14 protein-coding genes are annotated in these 17,907 nt (G+C 65.6%); 3 read left to right on the top strand and 11 right to left on the bottom strand.

Annotation, left to right across the window (positions count from 1 at the left end):
* Nucleotides 1-76: 76 nt before the first annotated feature.
* Together HOP51_RS10215 and msrB are read right to left on the bottom strand one after the other, a co-directional pair.
* Entirely contained in the window at nucleotides 77-2,410 is a 2,334-nt protein-coding gene (locus HOP51_RS10215) for a Tex family protein (protein WP_234273809.1), read from the bottom strand.
* 249 nt (nucleotides 2,411-2,659) lie between these two features.
* The gene (gene msrB / locus HOP51_RS10210) at nucleotides 2,660-3,163 is read right to left on the bottom strand and encodes a peptide-methionine (R)-S-oxide reductase MsrB (protein ID WP_234273808.1); all 504 of its coding nucleotides are present in this window, start codon (nucleotides 3,161-3,163) and stop codon (nucleotides 2,660-2,662) included.
* 148 nt (nucleotides 3,164-3,311) lie between these two features.
* On the opposite strand from msrB, the gene HOP51_RS21055 reads away from it, so the two are divergent.
* Together HOP51_RS21055 and HOP51_RS10205 are read left to right on the top strand one after the other, a co-directional pair.
* The gene (locus HOP51_RS21055; RefSeq protein ID WP_407061796.1) at nucleotides 3,312-3,758 is read left to right on the top strand and encodes a DUF2946 family protein; all 447 of its coding nucleotides are present in this window, start codon (nucleotides 3,312-3,314) and stop codon (nucleotides 3,756-3,758) included.
* 74 nt (nucleotides 3,759-3,832) lie between these two features.
* Nucleotides 3,833-5,218 carry a PepSY-associated TM helix domain-containing protein gene (locus HOP51_RS10205; protein WP_234273807.1) on the top strand — a complete coding sequence of 462 codons (1,386 nt, stop codon included), beginning with the start codon at nucleotides 3,833-3,835 and terminating at the stop codon, nucleotides 5,216-5,218.
* A 62-nt stretch (nucleotides 5,219-5,280) separates the two neighbouring features.
* Here the strand turns inward: HOP51_RS10205 and HOP51_RS10200 are convergent, their stop codons facing one another.
* The 4 genes from HOP51_RS10200 to yrfG all read right to left on the bottom strand — a co-directional run bounded on the left by HOP51_RS10200 (nucleotide 5,281) and on the right by yrfG (nucleotide 9,257).
* A complete protein-coding gene (locus tag HOP51_RS10200) occupies nucleotides 5,281-6,837 on the bottom strand; it encodes a phosphoenolpyruvate carboxykinase (RefSeq protein WP_234273806.1) in 1,557 nt (518 codons plus the stop codon).
* 307 nt (nucleotides 6,838-7,144) lie between these two features.
* On the bottom strand, nucleotides 7,145-8,020 hold the full coding sequence (gene hslO / locus HOP51_RS10195; protein WP_234273805.1) for an Hsp33 family molecular chaperone HslO: 876 nt from the start codon (nucleotides 8,018-8,020) through the stop codon (nucleotides 7,145-7,147).
* A 104-nt stretch (nucleotides 8,021-8,124) separates the two neighbouring features.
* Nucleotides 8,125-8,508 (bottom strand): ribosome-associated heat shock protein Hsp15, encoded by a 384-nt coding sequence (gene hslR, locus HOP51_RS10190; RefSeq protein ID WP_234273804.1) that lies wholly within the window; start codon nucleotides 8,506-8,508, stop codon nucleotides 8,125-8,127.
* Nucleotides 8,509-8,543: 35 nt separating this feature from the next.
* Nucleotides 8,544-9,257, bottom strand: coding sequence for a GMP/IMP nucleotidase (gene yrfG / locus HOP51_RS10185; RefSeq protein ID WP_234273803.1), 714 nt, complete (start codon nucleotides 9,255-9,257; stop codon nucleotides 8,544-8,546).
* Between the two features lie 102 nt (nucleotides 9,258-9,359).
* Here yrfG and nudE point away from each other — a divergent pair, with 102 nt between their 5' ends.
* On the top strand, nucleotides 9,360-9,947 hold the full coding sequence (gene nudE / locus HOP51_RS10180; protein ID WP_234273802.1) for an ADP compounds hydrolase NudE: 588 nt from the start codon (nucleotides 9,360-9,362) through the stop codon (nucleotides 9,945-9,947).
* 60 nt (nucleotides 9,948-10,007) lie between these two features.
* Here nudE and ilvD read toward each other — a convergent pair whose 3' ends face one another.
* The 5 genes from ilvD to HOP51_RS10150 form a co-directional block, all read right to left on the bottom strand.
* The gene (gene ilvD / locus HOP51_RS10175) at nucleotides 10,008-11,852 is read right to left on the bottom strand and encodes a dihydroxy-acid dehydratase (protein ID WP_234273801.1); all 1,845 of its coding nucleotides are present in this window, start codon (nucleotides 11,850-11,852) and stop codon (nucleotides 10,008-10,010) included.
* Nucleotides 11,853-12,078: 226 nt separating this feature from the next.
* Nucleotides 12,079-12,642 (bottom strand): invasion associated locus B family protein, encoded by a 564-nt coding sequence (locus tag HOP51_RS10170; protein WP_234273800.1) that lies wholly within the window; start codon nucleotides 12,640-12,642, stop codon nucleotides 12,079-12,081.
* Nucleotides 12,643-12,664: 22 nt separating this feature from the next.
* A complete protein-coding gene (locus HOP51_RS10165) occupies nucleotides 12,665-15,979 on the bottom strand; it encodes an autotransporter outer membrane beta-barrel domain-containing protein (RefSeq protein ID WP_267957695.1) in 3,315 nt (1,104 codons plus the stop codon).
* Between the two features lie 119 nt (nucleotides 15,980-16,098).
* Entirely contained in the window at nucleotides 16,099-16,407 is a 309-nt protein-coding gene (locus tag HOP51_RS10155; RefSeq protein WP_234274008.1) for a hypothetical protein, read from the bottom strand.
* 429 nt (nucleotides 16,408-16,836) lie between these two features.
* Nucleotides 16,837-17,907, bottom strand: a 1,071-nt coding sequence (locus HOP51_RS10150; RefSeq protein ID WP_234273799.1) for an autotransporter outer membrane beta-barrel domain-containing protein, incomplete at its 5' end; no start/stop codon positions are given.

The raw sequence follows: 17,907 nt of genomic DNA, 5'->3' as shown, positions 1-17,907 counted from the left end.
GGTCGGAGGTCGCCGACGAACCCGCCGGCAACCTCATGCGAATGATGTCGAGAGTATGGCGAGTGCTATGCCCGGATCAAGATTTGCCCTTCCTGGCCTTGAGCAGGGCGGCCCCGAGGGCGCCCATCTGGTTCGGCTGGGACTGCTCGCGGGGCGTGCCCTTGCGCTGAGCCTTGCCCTGGCCAGCGCGCGACGATCTGCCGCCCTCAGCCTCGCCGGGCTGGTCGGTCAGGCGCATGGAGAGTCCGACCCGTGCGCGCTCGAGATCCACGCTCATTACCTTGACCTTGACGATGTCGCCGGCCTTGACCACCGAGCGCGGATCCTCGACGAACTTGTCGGAGAGCGCCGAGATATGCACCAGGCCGTCCTGGTGCACGCCGATGTCGACGAAAGCCCCGAAGTGGGTGACGTTGGTCACGCTGCCCTCGAGGATCATCCCCGGCTCCAGGTCCTTGAGCGTCTCCACACCCTCGCGGAACTCGGCGGCCTTGAATTCGGGGCGCGGGTCGCGGCCCGGCTTGTCGAGTTCCTTCAAGATGTCGCTGATGGTGGGTACGCCGAAGCGCTCGTCGGCGAATTCGGCTGGCTTGACCGCCTTCAGCGTGGCGCTGTCGCCGATCAGACTGGCCACCGGACGGCCGTTACGGCTGGCGATGCGCTCCACCACCGGGTAGGTCTCGGGGTGCACGGCGCTGGCATCGAGCGGGTTGTCGCCGTTCATGATGCGCAGGAAGCCCGCACACTGCTCGAAGGTCTTGGGGCCCAGTCGGCTGACCTCGAGCAACTGCTGGCGGCTACGAAAGGCGCCCTCGGCGTTGCGTCGCGCGACGATGTTTTCGGCCAGCGCCGGGTTGAGCCCGGCCACCCGCGACAACAGCGCGCTGGAGGCTGTGTTGAGATCGACCCCCACGGCGTTGACGCAGTCCTCGATCACCGCCTCCAGGCTCTTCGACAGCTGCAACTGCGAGACGTCGTGCTGGTACTGGCCTACGCCGATGGACTTGGGCTCGATCTTGACCAGCTCGGCCAGCGGGTCTTGCAGGCGCCGGGCGATGGAGACCGCCCCACGGATGGTGACGTCGAGCTCGGGCAGCTCGCGGGCAGCGTATTCGGAAGCCGAGTAGACCGAGGCACCGGCCTCGCTGACCATTACCTTGGAGAGCGCTTTGCGTCCGGCGAAGGCCTTGACCAGCTCGCCGGCCAGCTTGTCGGTCTCGCGGCTGGCGGTGCCGTTGCCCACGGCGATCAGCGCCACGTCGTGCTTTTCCACCAGCTTGGCGAGCTGGGCCAGGGACTCGTCCCAGGCGTTGCGGGGCGCATGGGGAAAGATCGTGGCATGCTCGAGGAACTGGCCGGTGGCATCCACCACCGCCACCTTGCAGCCGGTGCGCAGGCCCGGGTCGATGGCCAGCGTCGCCTTCTGTCCCGCCGGGGCGGCCAGCAGCAGGTCCTTGAGGTTGGCGGCGAAGACCTCGATGGCCTCGAGCTCGGCGCGTTCGCGCAGTCGTCCCATCAGCTCGGTCTCGAGATGGGTATAGAGCTTGACCCGCCAGGTCCAGCGCACTACGTCGGCCAGCCACTTGTCGGCGGCACGGCCTTCGTCGCGAATGTCAAAGTGCCGGGCGATGGCGAACTGAGCCGGATGGATCGGCGCTTCGTCCTCGCCGGGTAGCCGGATGGCCAGCGTCAGCACGCCCTCGTTACGGCCGCGAAACATTGCCAGCGCCCGATGTGAAGGCACCTTGGCCAGCGGCTCGTCGTGTTCGAAGTAATCGGAAAACTTGGCGCCTTCGCGCTCCTTGCCTTCGAGCATCCGTGCGCTGAGTTCGCCCTCGTTCCACAGCCGCTCGCGCAGTGCGCCGACCAGTTCGGGGTCCTCGGCGAAGCGCTCCATCAGGATCTGGCGCGCGCCGTCCAGCGCCGCCTTGGCATCCTCGATGGCCGGGATGTCGCCCTCGGCGGGGCGAAGATACTGGGCCGCTTCTAACTCGGGCTCGAGAGTGGGATCGGCCAGCAGCGCATCGGCCAACGGCTCGAGGCCCGCCTCGCGGGCAATCTGGGCCTTGGTGCGGCGTTTCTTCTTGTAGGGCAGGTAGAGATCTTCCAGGCGCTGCTTGGTATCGGCGGCCTGGAGCTGCCTCTCGAGCTCCGGGGTCAGCTTGCCCTGTTCGTCGATGGCGGCGAGCACGGCGGCACGGCGCTCTTCCAGCTCGCGCAGGTAGCGCAGGCGTTCGTCGAGGTTGCGCAGTTGGGTGTCGTCGAGCCCACCGGTGACCTCCTTGCGGTAGCGGGCGATGAAGGGCACGGTGGCGCCACCGTCGAGCAGTTCCACGGTGGCTGACACCTGCTGCGGGCGAACGGAGAGTTCCTCGGCGAGGCGCGAAATGATCCGGGTCGTGGCGTCCATGACTTCCTTGGTATTGCGACAACGAAAGATCGCGCCAAGGTACCACAAACGCCACGCCGTCGCCGCCGTGATCAGCGACGCCAGCCGATGGCGTCCCAGAATGTGGCGGCGGCTCTCACGCCGGGCCTGCGCATTCTCGACGAGGCGGACAGGTTCCCGCCGCTGCTGGCCAGCTCCATCGTGCTGCTGCGCTCACCCGAGACAACGTCCCCGCGGTGGATGGCCTGGCGCGGCACATCGTGGAGGGCTTCAGGCAGTAGCCGGCACGAACTTGAGCGCCAGGCCGTTGTTGCACCAGCGCAGGCCGGTGGGCTCAGGTCCGTCGTTGAAGACATGGCCCTGGTGGCCGCCGCAGCGGGCGCAGTGGTACTCACGCCGCGGCCAGATCAGGCTGAAGTCGAGCTGGCTGAGCAGGTGCCCTTCGACATGCTCGAAGTAACTCGGCCAACCGGTGCCCGAGTCATACTTCATGGCACTCTCGAACAGCAGCAGGTCGCAGCCGGCGCAACGGTACTCGCCTTCGCGCCATTCCTTGTCCAGCGGACTCGAGAACGGCGGCTCGGTGCCATGATCGCGCAGGATCTCGAACTGCTCAGGCGTAAGGCGCTCGCGCCACTCATCGCGTGACAGCTCGAGGCGATCGAGACCAGGTGCCGCCTCCAGCGACAGTCTAGGGAACCCCCAGCCCACGCTCGGCATCAGCCCGGCAGCACCAGCCGATCCCAGCAGGCCGAGAAAAAGACGGCGTTTCATTTTCTCCCCCCAAGCGCCGCAGCGCGGCGCCCAGTATTTGAGAAACGAGTCAATACCTTCTCTCCGTTCAGACCCGCTGTCCGTGGCGGGGTTCGGTATTGGCCCTGCTTCGCTTCTCGTCTAGAGTTGGACACTCTGCTCAAGCGCCATGGGCTCACCCGTGCACCGATTCACGACACGCTGGCACTCTCTGATGGCATGGCTCGGCCTGCTGGCCCTGACCCTTGCCCTCGGTGGGTCATTATTGAGCCAGACCCAACGCCTGCTGGGAGCGGCTCCAGCCACAGCGGGCGCGTCGCAGCATGTCGCTCACCACCCGGATCATCTTCACCAGCATAGGGCCGCCGGTGCGGAACATGCCGGGCCCCATCACCATGCACACCACCATGCATCCCCCGGCCAAGACGAGCTTGCAGCCTGCGACTACTGTACGCTCTTCCTGCACATGCCGGGATTGCTGGTAGCCACGAACCTCGTCCTCACCCCTCCCCCGCTCTCGCCCAGTCCCCTCGTCGCCGCCACCCGTCGGTCCGGCGAGGAAGAGCGCTATCGCCACTATCGCGGTCGCGCTCCACCACTGCGCTCCTGCGTCTGATGCTCGATCCTTCACGAGGCGATCCACCACGGACGGACTCGTGACGCTCATCCTCTGACCAGGAGCGTTTCCTCATGTCTCGACAACCGGCGACGACACGTCGCACCGGCAGGCTGTTGCTTGCCCTGATTACCCGACTGCACGCCTATATCGGCCTCCTCGTCGCCCCCTTCATGCTGGTGGCGGCACTCTCCGGTATCGCCTATGTGATGACGCCTTCGCTCGAGGCCTGGCTCTACCGCGATGCATTGAATGGTGCACAGGAAGGGACGGCTCACCCCCTCGCCATGCAGGTGGAAGCGGCGCAGCACGCGCTGAATGACAGCACCCTGCCGGCAGCCGTACGACCGGCACCGCACCCGGGCGGCACCACGCGGGTCATGTTCGCCGCCCCCGGGCTTGGCCCCTCGCAGCATCGCGCCCTCTTCGTCGATCCCGTCACTCTCGAGATCAAGGGCGACATGACCGTCTACGGCACCAGCGGCGTACTGCCCCTGCGCACGACTCTCGACCTATTGCACCGCGAGTTGCTGATGGGCGATGTGGGACGGTACTACAGCGAACTCGCCGCTTCCTGGCTGTGGGTCGCCGCCTTTGGTGGACTGGCGCTGTGGCTGCAGCGCCGTCGCGCACTGCGTGCCCAGCAGGGGCCGGCAGCCTTGCGCCGACGTCATGCCACCCTGGGCGTGCTGGCCGCCCTGGGGCTGGTGTTCTTCTCCGCCACGGGTCTTACCTGGTCGAAGTGGGCGGGTGGCAATTTCGCTGAACTACGCCACGCCTGGGGTTGGAGCACGCCGAGCGTATCGACGCTGCTTCCCGAGACGACGTCCCAAGCGCACGGTGAGCATGCCGGGCATGGCGAGCACGGTCAGGCCCAGGCACCGGATGCGAGCCGCCTGAGCCTGGTGGACTTCGATCTGGCCCTGAGCGCCGCCCGCAGCGCCGGCATCGATGCCGGACTGGTACAGATCGAGCCACCCCGCGATGCGGAACGGGCCTGGCGCGTGGCCGAGATCGACCGCAGTTGGCCCACCCAGGTAGACCAGGTCGCCCTGCATCCACAAACGATGGCGGTCATCGAGCGCACCGATTTCGCCACCTTTCCGCTGGTCGCCAAACTCACCCGCTGGGGTATCGACTTGCATATGGGAGTACTGTTCGGCCTACCCAACCAGTTACTCCTGGCGGCAATCGCTACCTGCCTGGTGGTGCTGGTGTGCTGGGGTTATACGATGTGGTGGCGCCGCATGCGTGCGACCCAGCACAGACCCCAAGAGACGTTGAGCGAGGTGTTCGTAGCCCTGCCATGGAGCGCACGGCTTGGCGTGGTGACGATCGCCGTGGCGCTGGGCCTGGCAATGCCGGTGCTGGGCACGAGCCTGCTGCTGTTCGTGGTGGTGGATGTACTGCGCTGGTGGGCGGCACGCCGACGTGCCCCGGCGCTCGCCTCGCGCCAATAATGCAACGGGGGAGAGGCCTACGCCCCTCCCCCGTCTTTACTTCTTTGCCAAGCGCGTGCGCATCAGGTCAGGCTGGGCCCGGCCTTGACGATGGCCTCGCTGACGCCTTCGAATTTCTTGAAGTTGTCGACGAACTTGGCCGCCAGGTCGCTGCGCTTGCGGTCGTAGGCAGCCTTGTCTTCCCAGGTCTCGCGCGGGTCGAGCAGGCTCGAATCGACGCCGGGCACCGATACCGGCACGTCCAGATTGAGCCCTTCGATGCGCTTGGTCTCGACCTCGCGCAGCACGCCGGACTGGATGGCGCTGATGATGGCGCGCGTGGTGGGAATGGAGAAGCGCGAACCGCCCTCGCCATAGGCGCCGCCGGTCCAGCCGGTGTTGACCAGGTAGACCTGGGCGTCCTTGGCCTCGACACGCTTGATCAGCAGGTCGGCGTAGACGCGAGCCGGACGCGGGAAGAACGGCGCGCCGAAGCAGGTGGAGAAGGTCGCCGAGAGGCCTTCGGAGGAGCCCATCTCGGTGGAGCCCACCTTGGCGGTGTAGCCGGAGAGGAAGTGGTAGGCAGCCGCTTCCTTGGACAGCACCGACACCGGCGGCAACACGCCCGACATGTCGCAGGTCAGGAAGATGATCGCGTTGGGCTCGCCGGCGCGGTTCTCCGGCACCCGCTTGTCAACGTGCTCCAGCGGATAGGCAGCGCGCGAGTTCTGGGTCAGGCTGTCGTCGGTGTAGTCGGGCTCGCGACGGTCGTCGAGCACCACGTTCTCGAGCACGGTACCGAACTTGATGGCGTTCCAGATCACCGGCTCGTTCTTCGCCGAGAGGTCGATGCACTTGGCGTAGCAGCCGCCCTCGATGTTGAACACGGTGCCGGGTCCCCAGCCGTGCTCATCGTCGCCGATCAGGTAGCGCGCCGGATCGGCGGAGAGCGTGGTCTTGCCGGTACCGGACAGGCCGAAGAACAGCGCGGTCTCGCCATCCTCGCCGACATTCGCGCTGCAGTGCATGGGCAGCACGTCGGAAGCCGGCAGCAGGAAGTTCTGTACCGAGAACATGGCCTTCTTCATCTCGCCGGCATAGCGCATACCGGCGATCAACACCTTCTTCTGGGCGAAGTTGAGGATCACGCAACCATCGGAGTTGGTGCCGTCACGATCCGGCTCGCAAACGAAGAACGGCGCATTGAGAATCGTCCACTCGGCCTTGGCCGAAGGATTGTAGCCTTCGGGACGTACGAACATGGTACGACCGAACAGGTTGTGCCAGGCCGTCTCGGTGGTGACCCGCACCGGCAGGTAGTGGGTCGGGTCGCTGCCCACGTGAAGTTCGGAAACGAAGCGCTCGCCGCTGTTCAGATAGTCCTCGACACGCGCCCAGAGAGTATCGAATTTGCCGGCATCGAACGGGCGGTTGACGCTGCCCCAATCGATCTCGTCGGTGGTAGAGGGCTCGTCGACGATGAAGCGATCCTTGGGCGAGCGGCCGGTGCGCGGGCCCGTGTTCACCACCAGAGCGCCGTTGGCAGCCAGGTGGCCTTCTCCGCGTGCCACGGCACGCTCGATGAGCTCGGCGCTGCTGAGATTGACGTGTGCTTGAGGAGCGGCTTGGGATGTGGTCATGTCGTTTCCTGGGCCTTGCGGCCGGTTCTCTCTCGTGTGCCAGGCGTCCGTACGCCGTTGCATTGCGTTTCCGATCGTCCGTGTGCGGATGCTTGCCGTCTTGTAATGTGGCGATCGGCCCTTAGGCGGGCGCATTATGGCAAAAAGGGAGCCGTCAGGAAACGGGAACTTTGACCGAAGTTCATGTAGTTTTACTACAACATCGAGACATATCGCCGCAGGTTGGAGTCCATCGGACTTGTGCATCGCAGCATTGCGCAACGATGGGCGAGACGACCCATCGCCTCGCCCGCCTTGTCAGTGGCGTTCAGTGCAGCACTGGCGGCGGCCCACCCTGGGCACGCAGCAGCGCCTCGATCTCGTTTTCCGAAAAACGATAGCGGGTGTGGCAGAAGTGGCACTGGGTCTCGATCTCGCCCTGTTCGGCCAACACGCCACGTAGTTCGTCGGCGCCCAGGGTGAGCAAGGCATCGCCGATGCGCTCCCGCGAGCAGGTGCAGCCAAAGCGCAGCGGTTTGGGCTCGAAGACCCGCACCGCCTCTTCGTGATAGAGCCGGTGCAGCAGCTCGCGCTGCTCGAGCCCCAGCAATTCCTCGGTGCGCAAGGTGCGGGCCAGTTGCACGGTGCGCTCCCAGGCATCCTCGTCCTGGTTCTGCGACTCATCCGGCAAACGCTGCAGCAGCAAGCCGCCGGCGCGCTCGTCATCGGCACGCAGCCACAGTTGGGTGGGCAGTTGTTCGGACTGCGAAAAGTAGGCCTCCAGGCAACCGGCCAGGCTATCCTGCTCGAGTGCCACGATGCCCTGGTAGCGATTGCCCTCGCGCGGGTCGAGCGTGATCACGATATGGCCGTCGCCGACGAGATCGCGGAAATTCGCCTCGCCTTCGGGCAACGTGGCATCTTCCGCCAGGCGGGCAATGGCACGCAGTTCGCCGCCGGGGTTGGACTCGGCCATCAGCAGCGAGAGCTCGCCCTGACCGCGCACCTCAATGCTGAGAATGCCGTCGAGCTTGACGGTATCGGTGAGCAGCGCCACCGCTGCCAGCAGTTCTCCCAGCAAGCGGTTGACGGCAGGCGGGTAGCCATGGCGGTCCAGTACCTCACCATAGGTACGCTGAAGGGTGACGATCTCGCCACGCACGTTGGTGCGCTCGAACAGAAAACGCTGGATCTGGTCGGTCATGAAATTTGTCTGTCCATAAATGAAGGCTTCGGGCTTCGGCAGGATGCCCCTACGACACTCTCGACGCCAAGGTTTTGGCTCGCGGCCCACAGTTGCCTGAAGCGTTACTCACCCTGGCGCTGGAAACGCTGGATGTCGCGTCGCTGCTTCTTGTCGGGACGCTTGAGCGGGTGCTGCATGGCCTGATTGGTCAGTCGCCGGCCTTCGGCCTCATGCGCCCGGCGCTCGGCACTTTCGGCCGTCTCACGATAGAGTTCTCGGGCCTCCGGTGCGCCACGGCGCTGGTCGGAGAGCGCCACGACCTCCACCTCCCACACGTCCCACCCCTGGGGTACGCGAATCAGCGCCCTCACTTCCACGTTCTTGCTGGTCTTGGCCCGAGCCCCGTTATAGTGCACCTTGCCGCCCTCGATGGCCTTCTTGGCCAGGGCGCGTGTCTTGAAGAAGCGGGCCGCCCATAGCCACTTGTCGAGTCGTACGCTATCCAATCTCGTTGCCCTCCTCGCCCTGCAGGCCTTTGTCGCTACGTATCATTTCGCCGTAACTTGTCGCCACGTAACTTGTCACCACGTACTTGGGAGGGTAGCTCCTCGGGCAGGATCGTGGCGAAGCGGTCGAGGGCGATGAACTCCTTGAGTTCCTTTTCCGGCTGCGTGCTGTCGGGCTGCTTGATACCCAATAGATGGCGTATGCCGAATTCCCGGGCGCTTTCCAGCACTTCGGGATTATCGTCGATGAACAGGGTTCGCTGCGGATCGAAAGGCTCGACGTCCTGCAACGCGAACCAGAACTCCTGGGCCTCCTTGGGTACGCCAAGGTCGGCCGAGGAGACGATGGCATCCAGATAACGCTCGAGTCCGGTGAGCGGCAGCTTGAGTTCGAGGCTTTCGCGGTCGGCGTTGGTCGCCAGCACTACCCTGGGATGGGCCTTGTGCAACCACTCAAGGAAGTCCAGCGCATCGCCGCGCAGGCCGATCAGATGCTGGATCTCTCGCTTGAGCGCCACGATGTCCACGCCCAGCTCGCGGCTCCAGTAGGCCAGGCTGTACCAGTTCAACGTGCCCCGCTCGCGCAGTATCCGCGTGCGGATCTGCTCTTGCGTGGCCTCGTCGAGACGATGCAGTTCCACGTAGCGTCGCGGCAGGTGCTCCAGCCAGAAGTGGCTGTCGAAATGCAGGTCGAGCAACGTGCCGTCCATGTCTAGCAGAACGGTATCGATGGCGCGCCAGTCGATCATGACGACTCCCGGTGGCGTCTGTGCGATGGAAGGCGTGATATTGTACTCAATGGATATCGCCAGCGCATTCCCGGCAGCCCGCCCGCACGCAACGGAGCCTTCATGTCCGACCAACGACCCTTGCAGCCCCCCCAGATACTGTCACGTCAGTCCGTGGCCCGCAGCCGTCTATTCCATATCGAATCGCTGGAACTTCGCTTCGCCAATGGCGCCGAACGCACCTTCGAGCGCTTGACCGGCAGCGACCAGGGCGCGGTGATGATCATCGCCATGCCCGATCCGGATCACGTGTTGCTGATTCGCGAGTACGCTGCGGGCTTCGAGGATTACGTGCTCACCCTGCCCAAGGGGCTGGTGGACCCGGGCGAGGATATCGTCACCGCGGCCAACCGCGAACTGATGGAGGAGTGCGGTTTCGGCGCCCGGCGCATCGAGCCGCTGGTGGAGCTGTCGCTGGCGCCCAACTACATGCGTCACCGCATGCAGGTACTGCTCGCCACGGACCTTTACCCCAAGCGCCTGCCCGGAGACGAGCCCGAACCGCTGGTAGTCGAAACTCACGCCCTGGAGGAGCTTCCGGCCCTGCTGATGCGCGACGACTTCCACGAGGCACGAGCCATCGCCGCACTATTCATCGCCCGAGATACGCTGCGCCAGCGCCGCCAGGGCAGCGCGCCCCTGGACTGGTGAGGGCGGCCCCCCTCCCATGGTCGTTCCACCATGAAGAGGGGCGCCGTTCCAGATGCTCGATCAGTCCAGCCGGGAGAGGTCGCGCACCGCGCCCTTGTCGGCCGAGGTGGCCAGCAATGCATAGGCCTTGAGCGCCGCCGAGACCTTGCGCATGCGCTGGATGCTCGGCTTCCAGGCATTGTCGCCGCGCGCTTCTTCGGCCTCGCGCCGCGCGGCCAGCTCGCTGTCGGAGAGTTTGACGTCGATGCGACGGTTGGGAATGTCGATGCGAATCATGTCGCCCGAGCGCACCAGACCGATGGCGCCGCCCGCCGCCGCCTCAGGCGAGACGTGACCGATGGAAAGGCCGGACGTACCGCCGGAGAAGCGCCCGTCGGTGAGCAGTGCACACGCCTTGCCCAGTCCTTTCGACTTCAAATAGGAGGTCGGGTAGAGCATCTCCTGCATGCCAGGTCCGCCCTTCGGCCCTTCATAGCGGATGACGACGACCTCGCCCTCCTTCACTTTGCCGGCCAGGATGTGCTCCACCGCCTGGTCCTGGGACTCGACCACATGAGCCGGCCCTTCGAACACCAGGATCGAGTCGTCGACGCCGGCGGTCTTCACCACGCAGCCGTCCACGGCAATGTTGCCGTGGAGCACCGCAAGCCCCCCCTCCTTCGAGAAGGCATGCTCGAGATCGCGAATACAGCCAGTGGCACGATCGCCATCGAGGCTCGGCCAACGAGCGCTCTGGGAGAACGCCACCTGGGTCGGCACGCCGCCGGGGCCGGCCTTGTAGAACTCCACCACCTCGGGGCTCGGGTTGCGCATGATGTCCCACTCGTCCAGGGCGTCCTTGAGGGTATCCCCATAGACCGTGGGCACGCGGGTATCGAGCACGCCGGCGCGGTCCAGCTCGCCGAGAATCGCCATGATGCCGCCGGCACGGTGCACGTCCTCGATGTGGTACTTCTGGGTATTGGGCGCCACCTTGCACAGCTGCGGCACCTCCCGCGAGAGGCGGTCGATGTCGGCCATGGTGAAATCGAGCTCGGCCTCCTGCGCGGCAGCCAGCAGGTGCAGGATGGTGTTGGTGGAGCCACCCATGGCGATGTCCAGCGTCATGGCGTTCTTGAACGCGGCCAGCGAACCGATGGCACGCGGCAGCAGGTGCGCCTCATCGCCTTCGTAGTAGCGCTTGGCCAGCTCGACGATGCGATGCCCGGCGGTTTCGAACAGCCGGCGGCGATCGGCGTGGGTGGCCACTACGGTGCCATTGCCCGGCAGGGCCAGGCCCAGCGCTTCGGTCAGGCAGTTCATCGAATTGGCGGTGAACATACCCGAGCAACTGCCGCAGGTGGGACAGGCGCTGCGCTCGACCTCGGCCAAGGTGGCGTCGTCCACCGAGTCGTCGGCAGCCATGACCATGGCGTCGACCAGGTCGAGCCCATGGTCGATCAGCTTGGTCTTGCCCGCCTCCATGGGCCCGCCGGAGACGAAGATGGTGGGGATGTTGAGCCGCATGGCGGCCATCAGCATTCCCGGGGTGATCTTGTCGCAGTTGGAGATGCACACCAAGGCGTCGGCGCAGTGGGCGTTGACCATGTACTCGACGCTGTCGGCGATGATGTCGCGGCTCGGCAGCGAGTAGAGCATGCCATCGTGGCCCATGGCGATACCGTCGTCCACGGCGATGGTGTTGAACTCCTTGGCCACCCCGCCGGCCTTCTCGATCTCCCTCGCCACCAGTTGGCCCATGTCCTTGAGATGCACGTGCCCAGGCACGAACTGGGTAAAGGAGTTGGCCACGGCGATGATCGGCTTGTGGAAGTCGTCATCCTTCATGCCGGTGGCACGCCACAGGGCGCGGGCACCGGCCATGTTGCGACCGGCGGTGGTGGTACGGGAACGATATTCGGGCATGGTGTCCTCTTCGCGGTTCTCGCCGTCTCGGGCACATCGTGACTGACGGTCTTGGTAAGGGGAGGCAACGAGCCGCCGCGCCTGGCCGGGCCTGCGCGCATGGCGCTCGTCACCACCCTCATGGTGTCCAGTGGGGAAAGGACGATTCTGTCACGTGCGGAAGCGTCATGCCAGCGGCGCGCAGCGGCCATGGGAAGCACTGCACTCGCTCATCGAGACCGCCCAATCACTCCTCCAGCGCTTCGATCCTGTTCGTGGCGGCGGAGAAGCCCATGAGGGAAACGGGCAGCTCGAGGGGCTGTCCGTTGACGTTCGAAGCCGACACGACGAGTTGGTTGCCGGCACGCATGGCGGCGAGGGTGTCGCTGCTCGCGTCGATCGGCACGACGCAGCCGGCGGGAAGACAGGTCGAGAAAGAGGCGTTGATCGGCTCGCCTTCGTCGATGGTGAGCGCGACGGGCTGCGTGACGGCAAGGCCGAAGGGCAGAACGATCGCGCCTTCGAGGCCCTCCGGAGAGGGCAGAAGCTCGATCGCAAGCACCTGCTGACCCTGTGCGTTGGCCTGGCGCTGGCTCATCGCGCAGATGCGCTCGGACGCCTCCTCCTGCGTGACCACCTGACAGCGGATCGTCCAGTCGCCATGGGTCTCGGTCAGCGAGGATGCGCCGCCGGGAAGCAGGCTCGGCATAGCCGACTCCTGCGCCATGAGCGGGGAGGAAAGCGGGAAAAGAACGCCTGCAATGCCGAGCGCCACAAGGGCGCTCGTCTGACGGGTGATGGAAGGTTTCATGATCACAAAAGTCGCTCGCTTCTTAGAATCGAATGGATAACGTCGCACTCACACCATGATCCTCCATGCCGGAGGCGAACTGCCCCTGATAGGACACACCCAGCGTGCTATTGGGGGTGAGGTCGAGTTCGAGTCCGGTATCGAGTACCAGTGCGTTGCGCCCGATGGGGCTGCCGGCGATGGTGAAGGCGTCGCTGCCCGCGAAGGCGTGGGTGCTTTCAGGCGTCACGTCGCCAAAGGCGTGCCGCCAGCCGACCGTGCCGTAGAGCCGGGCGCCGGTTTCCTCGCCTTCGCCCAGCCCAAGATCCAGGTCGGTTTCGGCGCGAATGCCCGGTGTCGCGAAGGTCGTGTCCATCGAGCCGCTGGCGCTGGAAAGCGCCGCCGCGCCGCCGCTTTCGCCGAAGCTGCCGGTACGGGTATGGACATGCGCCAGATTGACGAAGGGCTCGACGCGGGCGACGTCCGTCTCGATGCCGTAGCCCAGCTCCCCGAAGGCCTGGAAGGTGTTGGCGCGGTAATCGGCGGAGAGGCTGTCGCTGAATCCGCTGACGCCAATGAAGCGGCTGGTCTCGATATCGTGCCAGGTATGCGCGAGCCCGCCGCGCAGCGACAGGGTGCCGCCTTCCATGGCCCATTGCGTGCCGCCATAAAGGCCCAGATGGTAGCTGTCGACATCGGCCGATGAGGCGCGGCCATCGAGATCGACGCTGGAGCGGCTGTAGCCGGCCAGAACGCCGACCCGCCAGTCGCCCACGGAACGGTCGGTGCCGATCAGCAGGCCGCTGCTCGAACGGTCCACCGAGGCCGCATTGCCGTCGCCGTCGGTCTCGCCCCAGGCGCCGAAGCCGTGGCTCCAGAACACGGGGCCGGCATGGTCGGTCGCAACCGGCGTGGGGGCGCCGTCCGGACCATAGGCGAAGGCGGGCACAGCGGCCCCCGTGCCGCCGAAGGCCGCGCGAACACGGTCGTTGGCGGCGTTGCGCACGAAGCGGCTGTCCTCCACCAGCCCGGTCACGACCGAGGCGTGGACTTCGCCGGAGAGCTGATTCAGTGCCTGTTCCGCCTGCGCCTCGCTCAACCCCAGAACCCGGTCATAGACCGCATGACCTTCACCCAGCGTAAAGGCGGCGTCGCCGGTACCGCACTGGTTGCGGCTCATGCCCGCAAGGCAGAAGCTGTCGATCGGCTGGCCCGGCAGGTCCGGCTCCTCCGGCTGGCCCGGCTGCTCGGCCAGGCGGCTCAGCGCCGTCAGCCCGTTCGCATCCTGGGCGAAGGCGAAATCGAGATAGGCGAAGTCGTTGTCCAGCGCCAGTCCGCCCTCCAGCACCAGCCCGCCATCGGCGGTGAGGAGCGAATAAGCGGTATCCGCGCGATAGGTGGCGCCGTCATCCCGGCCATTTTCCGGCGTCAGATGCACCACGGCCCCATCGGCCAGCGTGGCCATGCCGGTGACATGGAGATGGTCGCTATTGACGCCGGCCCCCGCGCCGCCGTCGTTGAGCTCCACACGATAGACCGCGCCGCTGGCGAGGGTGAGATCCCCGTCTACCGTCAGCGTGCCAATGGAGTTGCCGGGTGACAGCGTGCCGCCTTGGCCAAGCGTCACCGTGGAGCCGGCGCCCGAGCCGACCGTGCCGGACCCGCCGAGCATGCCGCCATCGGCAATGGTGAGGCTGCCGCCAAGCACACCGTTCCCGGCCGCATCACCCACCAGAAGCGCGCCGCCCGAAACGGTCGTGGTACCGGCAAAGCCCGAGCTGTCGCCGGTCAGCAGCGTCGTGCCGGACAGATGCTCGATGGCGTGATCGCCCCCGCCAGCGCTGACGAGAGCGCTATCGAAGGTGTAATCGTCATCGGTATGGTTGAAGACCAGCCGGCCGTCGCCTTCTCTGAATTCGACCGTGGACGCATTCAGCACCCCTGCCGCCACGGGATCGTGCCATTGGCCGTTGTCATCGTCATATCCGGCCCCGATGGTCAGCACGCCCTCGGAGTTGGCCTGGTCCGCGATGATGACATTGCCGGTGACCGTCACTTCGCCCTTGTTCGCGATCGTCAGTGCGCCGGTGGCAAAGCTCAGATTGCCGACTGTGAGGTTTGCGTCATCGGTCACAGTCCAGCTTGAACCCGAACCGATGACCTCTACCGCCCCCCTGGAGCTGCCCGCGCGAATGCTCGCCTCCCCGATAACGCTGTTCCCACTGGTGACCGTGCCACCATCCGCTATGTTCAGCGTGCCGGTGCCAAGGAAACCGACGTAGAGGATATCGTTACTGGTCCAGTTCGCCCCCTCGGTCACCGTGACAGCGCCTTCAGCCTCGGGGAAGAGTCCGATATAACCGACGACACTCTCGACGGCGCCGTCCTCCTCGATGGTCAGCACACCGGTTCCTTCCTCGCCGATAAAGATGGCGCTACTGTTCCAGCTCGAATCTGGACCAGTCACCGAAACCCGACCCTCGGAGTTGGGCGCTTCCCCGATATAACCGTTCTGGTTGCTGACAGTGCCGCCATTCTCGATCCGCAATGTGGCGACATCGTCCGCCGCCTGGCCGACGGTCACATTGTTGCCGAATGCACTTGGATGGGTGATGCTGCCGCCATCCACGACAAGCGTGCCCGCCCTGACGGTCGTGCCGCTCTCATAGGTATTGGCGCCGCTGAGCGTCAACGTGCCCTCGCCCAGCTTGGTCAGGCCCCCCGTGCCGGTGATGTTGCCGGCAAGCAGAAGGGCCGTGTTTTCGGAAACGTCGAACCGGCCATTGCTGTTCAGTACCATCTCCCGATTGCTGGCAAAGCTCTCCGTGGTCGCCAACGTACCGCCATTGAAGGTCAGGGCGCCATTCTCATGGCCCAGACTGGCATCCGAGGAGACCGACAGCGTGCCTTGTGAAATCGTCCAGGGCGTCATCGCGGAGGTGGTGCCCATCAGCGTCCAGACGCTATCGCCCGTCTTTTCGAAGGCGTCGAAGCCCCGATACTGCGCGCTGCCACCGATCTGGCCAACGTCGAAATCGCTGTCCGTATCGCCGCCCAGGGCGAGGGCGCCGGTCGCGCCGCTCTGGACCACGACATTGCCGGTGAAGGAATAGCCCCCGCGCAGCTCCAGGCGGTTGGCTCCGCTGGTGAAGGTGATGGCATTGGCGCGCGTTGTGCCGTCTCCGCCCATACCGCCCGCGATGGTGCCGCTATTGATGACGGTCAGATCGCTGCCGACAATACCCGCGCCGCCGATGCCATCAGAAGCATCGACTGCTCCGGCACCCCCATCCCCACCCCCTATGATTGCACCCGCGCCTATCGTAAACGACGCGCCAGAGCCATCGCTGAAATACAAGCCGACACCGCCGGCACCGCCGTTTCCTCCGAATCCAGCTGCACCGGTTGTGGAGCCGCCTGCGCCTCCAGCACCACCTGCCACACTAAAGTTTAGCGTGCCAAGTTCACCGGACCCCGTCACGATCGCGCCGTAGCCCCCGGCGCCGCCACCGCCGCCGCCGCCGATACCGCCGTCTCCGCCTGTACCGCCATCTCCGCCACTGATTGTGGACGCGGGAAGATCGACACCCAATGCACCATGTGCGCCACCACCACCACCACCACCACCAACGCTGCCGGTACTACCGCTGGATCCGGACGCGCCGGGCGCAGACCCTCCCGTGCCTCCTGGGGCATCGCCATTGTTGCCGAATCCACCGTTACCCCCGGTGATACCCGCCCCGCCACCGCCGCCGCCTGCGCCGCCGCCGGTATTATGATTGCCACCCGCTTCGCCGGCTCCAACAATATTGGTAAGGCCGCCGCTGCCGCCCGCGTTTTCGCCTGGAAGGCTGGAGGAAGTACCGTCCCCGCCACTCCCGCCGTTCGCCAAAGCCGCCCCCGTGGCCAGCTGCAGCGCCAGCAGCGAGGCGCTGGCCAGCACAGGGGGCCTGCGCCGCTTTGCCGTGATCCCCGAGAATTTTCCCTGCCCCATCCCCGCCGGTAGCCCCTTATTCATCGCCCTCACCTCGATATACCCACCAGATCGAATCCCGACCTTCTATCATCCACATTTGGGCTTTGCGCCGAGTCCCAATATTTTGCAGAACGTCCCAATTTTCGATATTTCAGGAGGTATTGCGCGCGGGACACGCGTTTTCCCCCGAGGCGGGGCCGGGAAGCTGGCCCGGCGTGGCCGAAAGAGGGATACGTTTTTTAAAACCGAACGGACAACGTCGCACTCACACCATGATCCTCCATTCCGGAGGCGAACTGCCCCTGATAGGACACACCCAGCGTGCTATTGGGGGTGAGGTCGAGTTCGAGTCCGGTATCGAGTACCAGTGCGTTGCGGTCGAGCGGGCTGCCGGCAATGGTGAAGTCGTCGCTGCCCGCGAAGGCGTGGGTGCTTTCAGGCGTCACGTCGCCAAAGGCGTGCCGCCAGCCGACCGTGCCGTAGAGCCGGGCGCCGGTTTCCTCGTCCTCGCCTGCGCCCAGTCCAAGATCCAGGTCGGTTTCGGCGCGAATGCCCGGTGTCGCGAAGGTCGTGTCCATCGAGCCGCTGGCGCCGGAAAGCGCCGCCGCACCGCCGCTTTCGCTGAAGCTGCCGGTCCGGGTATGGACATGCGCCAGGTTGATGAAGGGTTCGACGCGGGCGACGTCCGTCTCGATGCCGTAGCCCAGCTCCCCGAACGCCTGGAAGGTGTTGCCGCGGTAATCGGCCGAGAGGCTGTCGCTGAATCCGCTGACGCCAATGAAGCGGCTGGTCTCGATATCGTGCCAGGAATGCGCGAGCCCGCCGCGCAGCGACAGGGTGTTGTCTTGCATGGCCCATTGCGTGCCGCCGTATAGGCCCAGGTGGTAGCTGTCGATATCAGCCGATGAGGCGCGGCCATCGAGATCGACGCTGGAGCGGCTGTAGCCGGCCAGCAGGCCGAGACGGACCCGGTCGGTGGCGAGGGCGTCGACGCCAAGGACAACCCCACGGGTATTGCGCTCGATGCCTGCGGCATTGCCGTCACCATCGGCCGAGCCCCATGAGCCATACGCCGTACTCCATACGCCGATGCCGTCATGCGCGTCGTCGGCCAGCATCTGCGGGGCGGACGCAGCGACATCGCCGAAGGCGGCACGGAGGCGATTGCCGGCCGCGTCACGGAGATGATGGCTGTCCTCCACCAGCCCGGTCACGACCGAGCCGTGAACCTCGCCCGAGAGCGCATCGAAGCTGGCGCGGATCAGATCGTCATCGTCGGCCAGTTGGGCGATGGCGTCATAAACCGCATG

It is taken from the genome of Billgrantia zhangzhouensis, from assembly GCF_021404465.1.
Taxonomy (GTDB): domain Bacteria; phylum Pseudomonadota; class Gammaproteobacteria; order Pseudomonadales; family Halomonadaceae; genus Halomonas; species Halomonas zhangzhouensis.
This window is presented reverse-complemented; position numbering and strand designations above follow the sequence as displayed.

Coding starts and splice junctions, on each gene's coding strand:
- yrfG (WP_234273803.1), bottom strand. CDS start 9,257: ATGATCGACTGGCGCGCCATCGATACCGTTCTGCTAGACATGGACGGC.
- HOP51_RS10200 (WP_234273806.1), bottom strand. CDS start 6,837: ATGACCACATCCCAAGCCGCTCCTCAAGCACACGTCAATCTCAGCAGC.
- HOP51_RS10205 (WP_234273807.1), top strand. CDS start 3,833: ATGTCTCGACAACCGGCGACGACACGTCGCACCGGCAGGCTGTTGCTT.
- HOP51_RS10170 (WP_234273800.1), bottom strand. CDS start 12,642: ATGAAACCTTCCATCACCCGTCAGACGAGCGCCCTTGTGGCGCTCGGC.
- HOP51_RS10215 (WP_234273809.1), bottom strand. CDS start 2,410: ATGGACGCCACGACCCGGATCATTTCGCGCCTCGCCGAGGAACTCTCC.
- nudE (WP_234273802.1), top strand. CDS start 9,360: ATGTCCGACCAACGACCCTTGCAGCCCCCCCAGATACTGTCACGTCAG.
- HOP51_RS21055 (WP_407061796.1), top strand. CDS start 3,312: ATGGGCTCACCCGTGCACCGATTCACGACACGCTGGCACTCTCTGATG.
- ilvD (WP_234273801.1), bottom strand. CDS start 11,852: ATGCCCGAATATCGTTCCCGTACCACCACCGCCGGTCGCAACATGGCC.
- hslO (WP_234273805.1), bottom strand. CDS start 8,020: ATGACCGACCAGATCCAGCGTTTTCTGTTCGAGCGCACCAACGTGCGT.
- msrB (WP_234273808.1), bottom strand. CDS start 3,163: ATGAAACGCCGTCTTTTTCTCGGCCTGCTGGGATCGGCTGGTGCTGCC.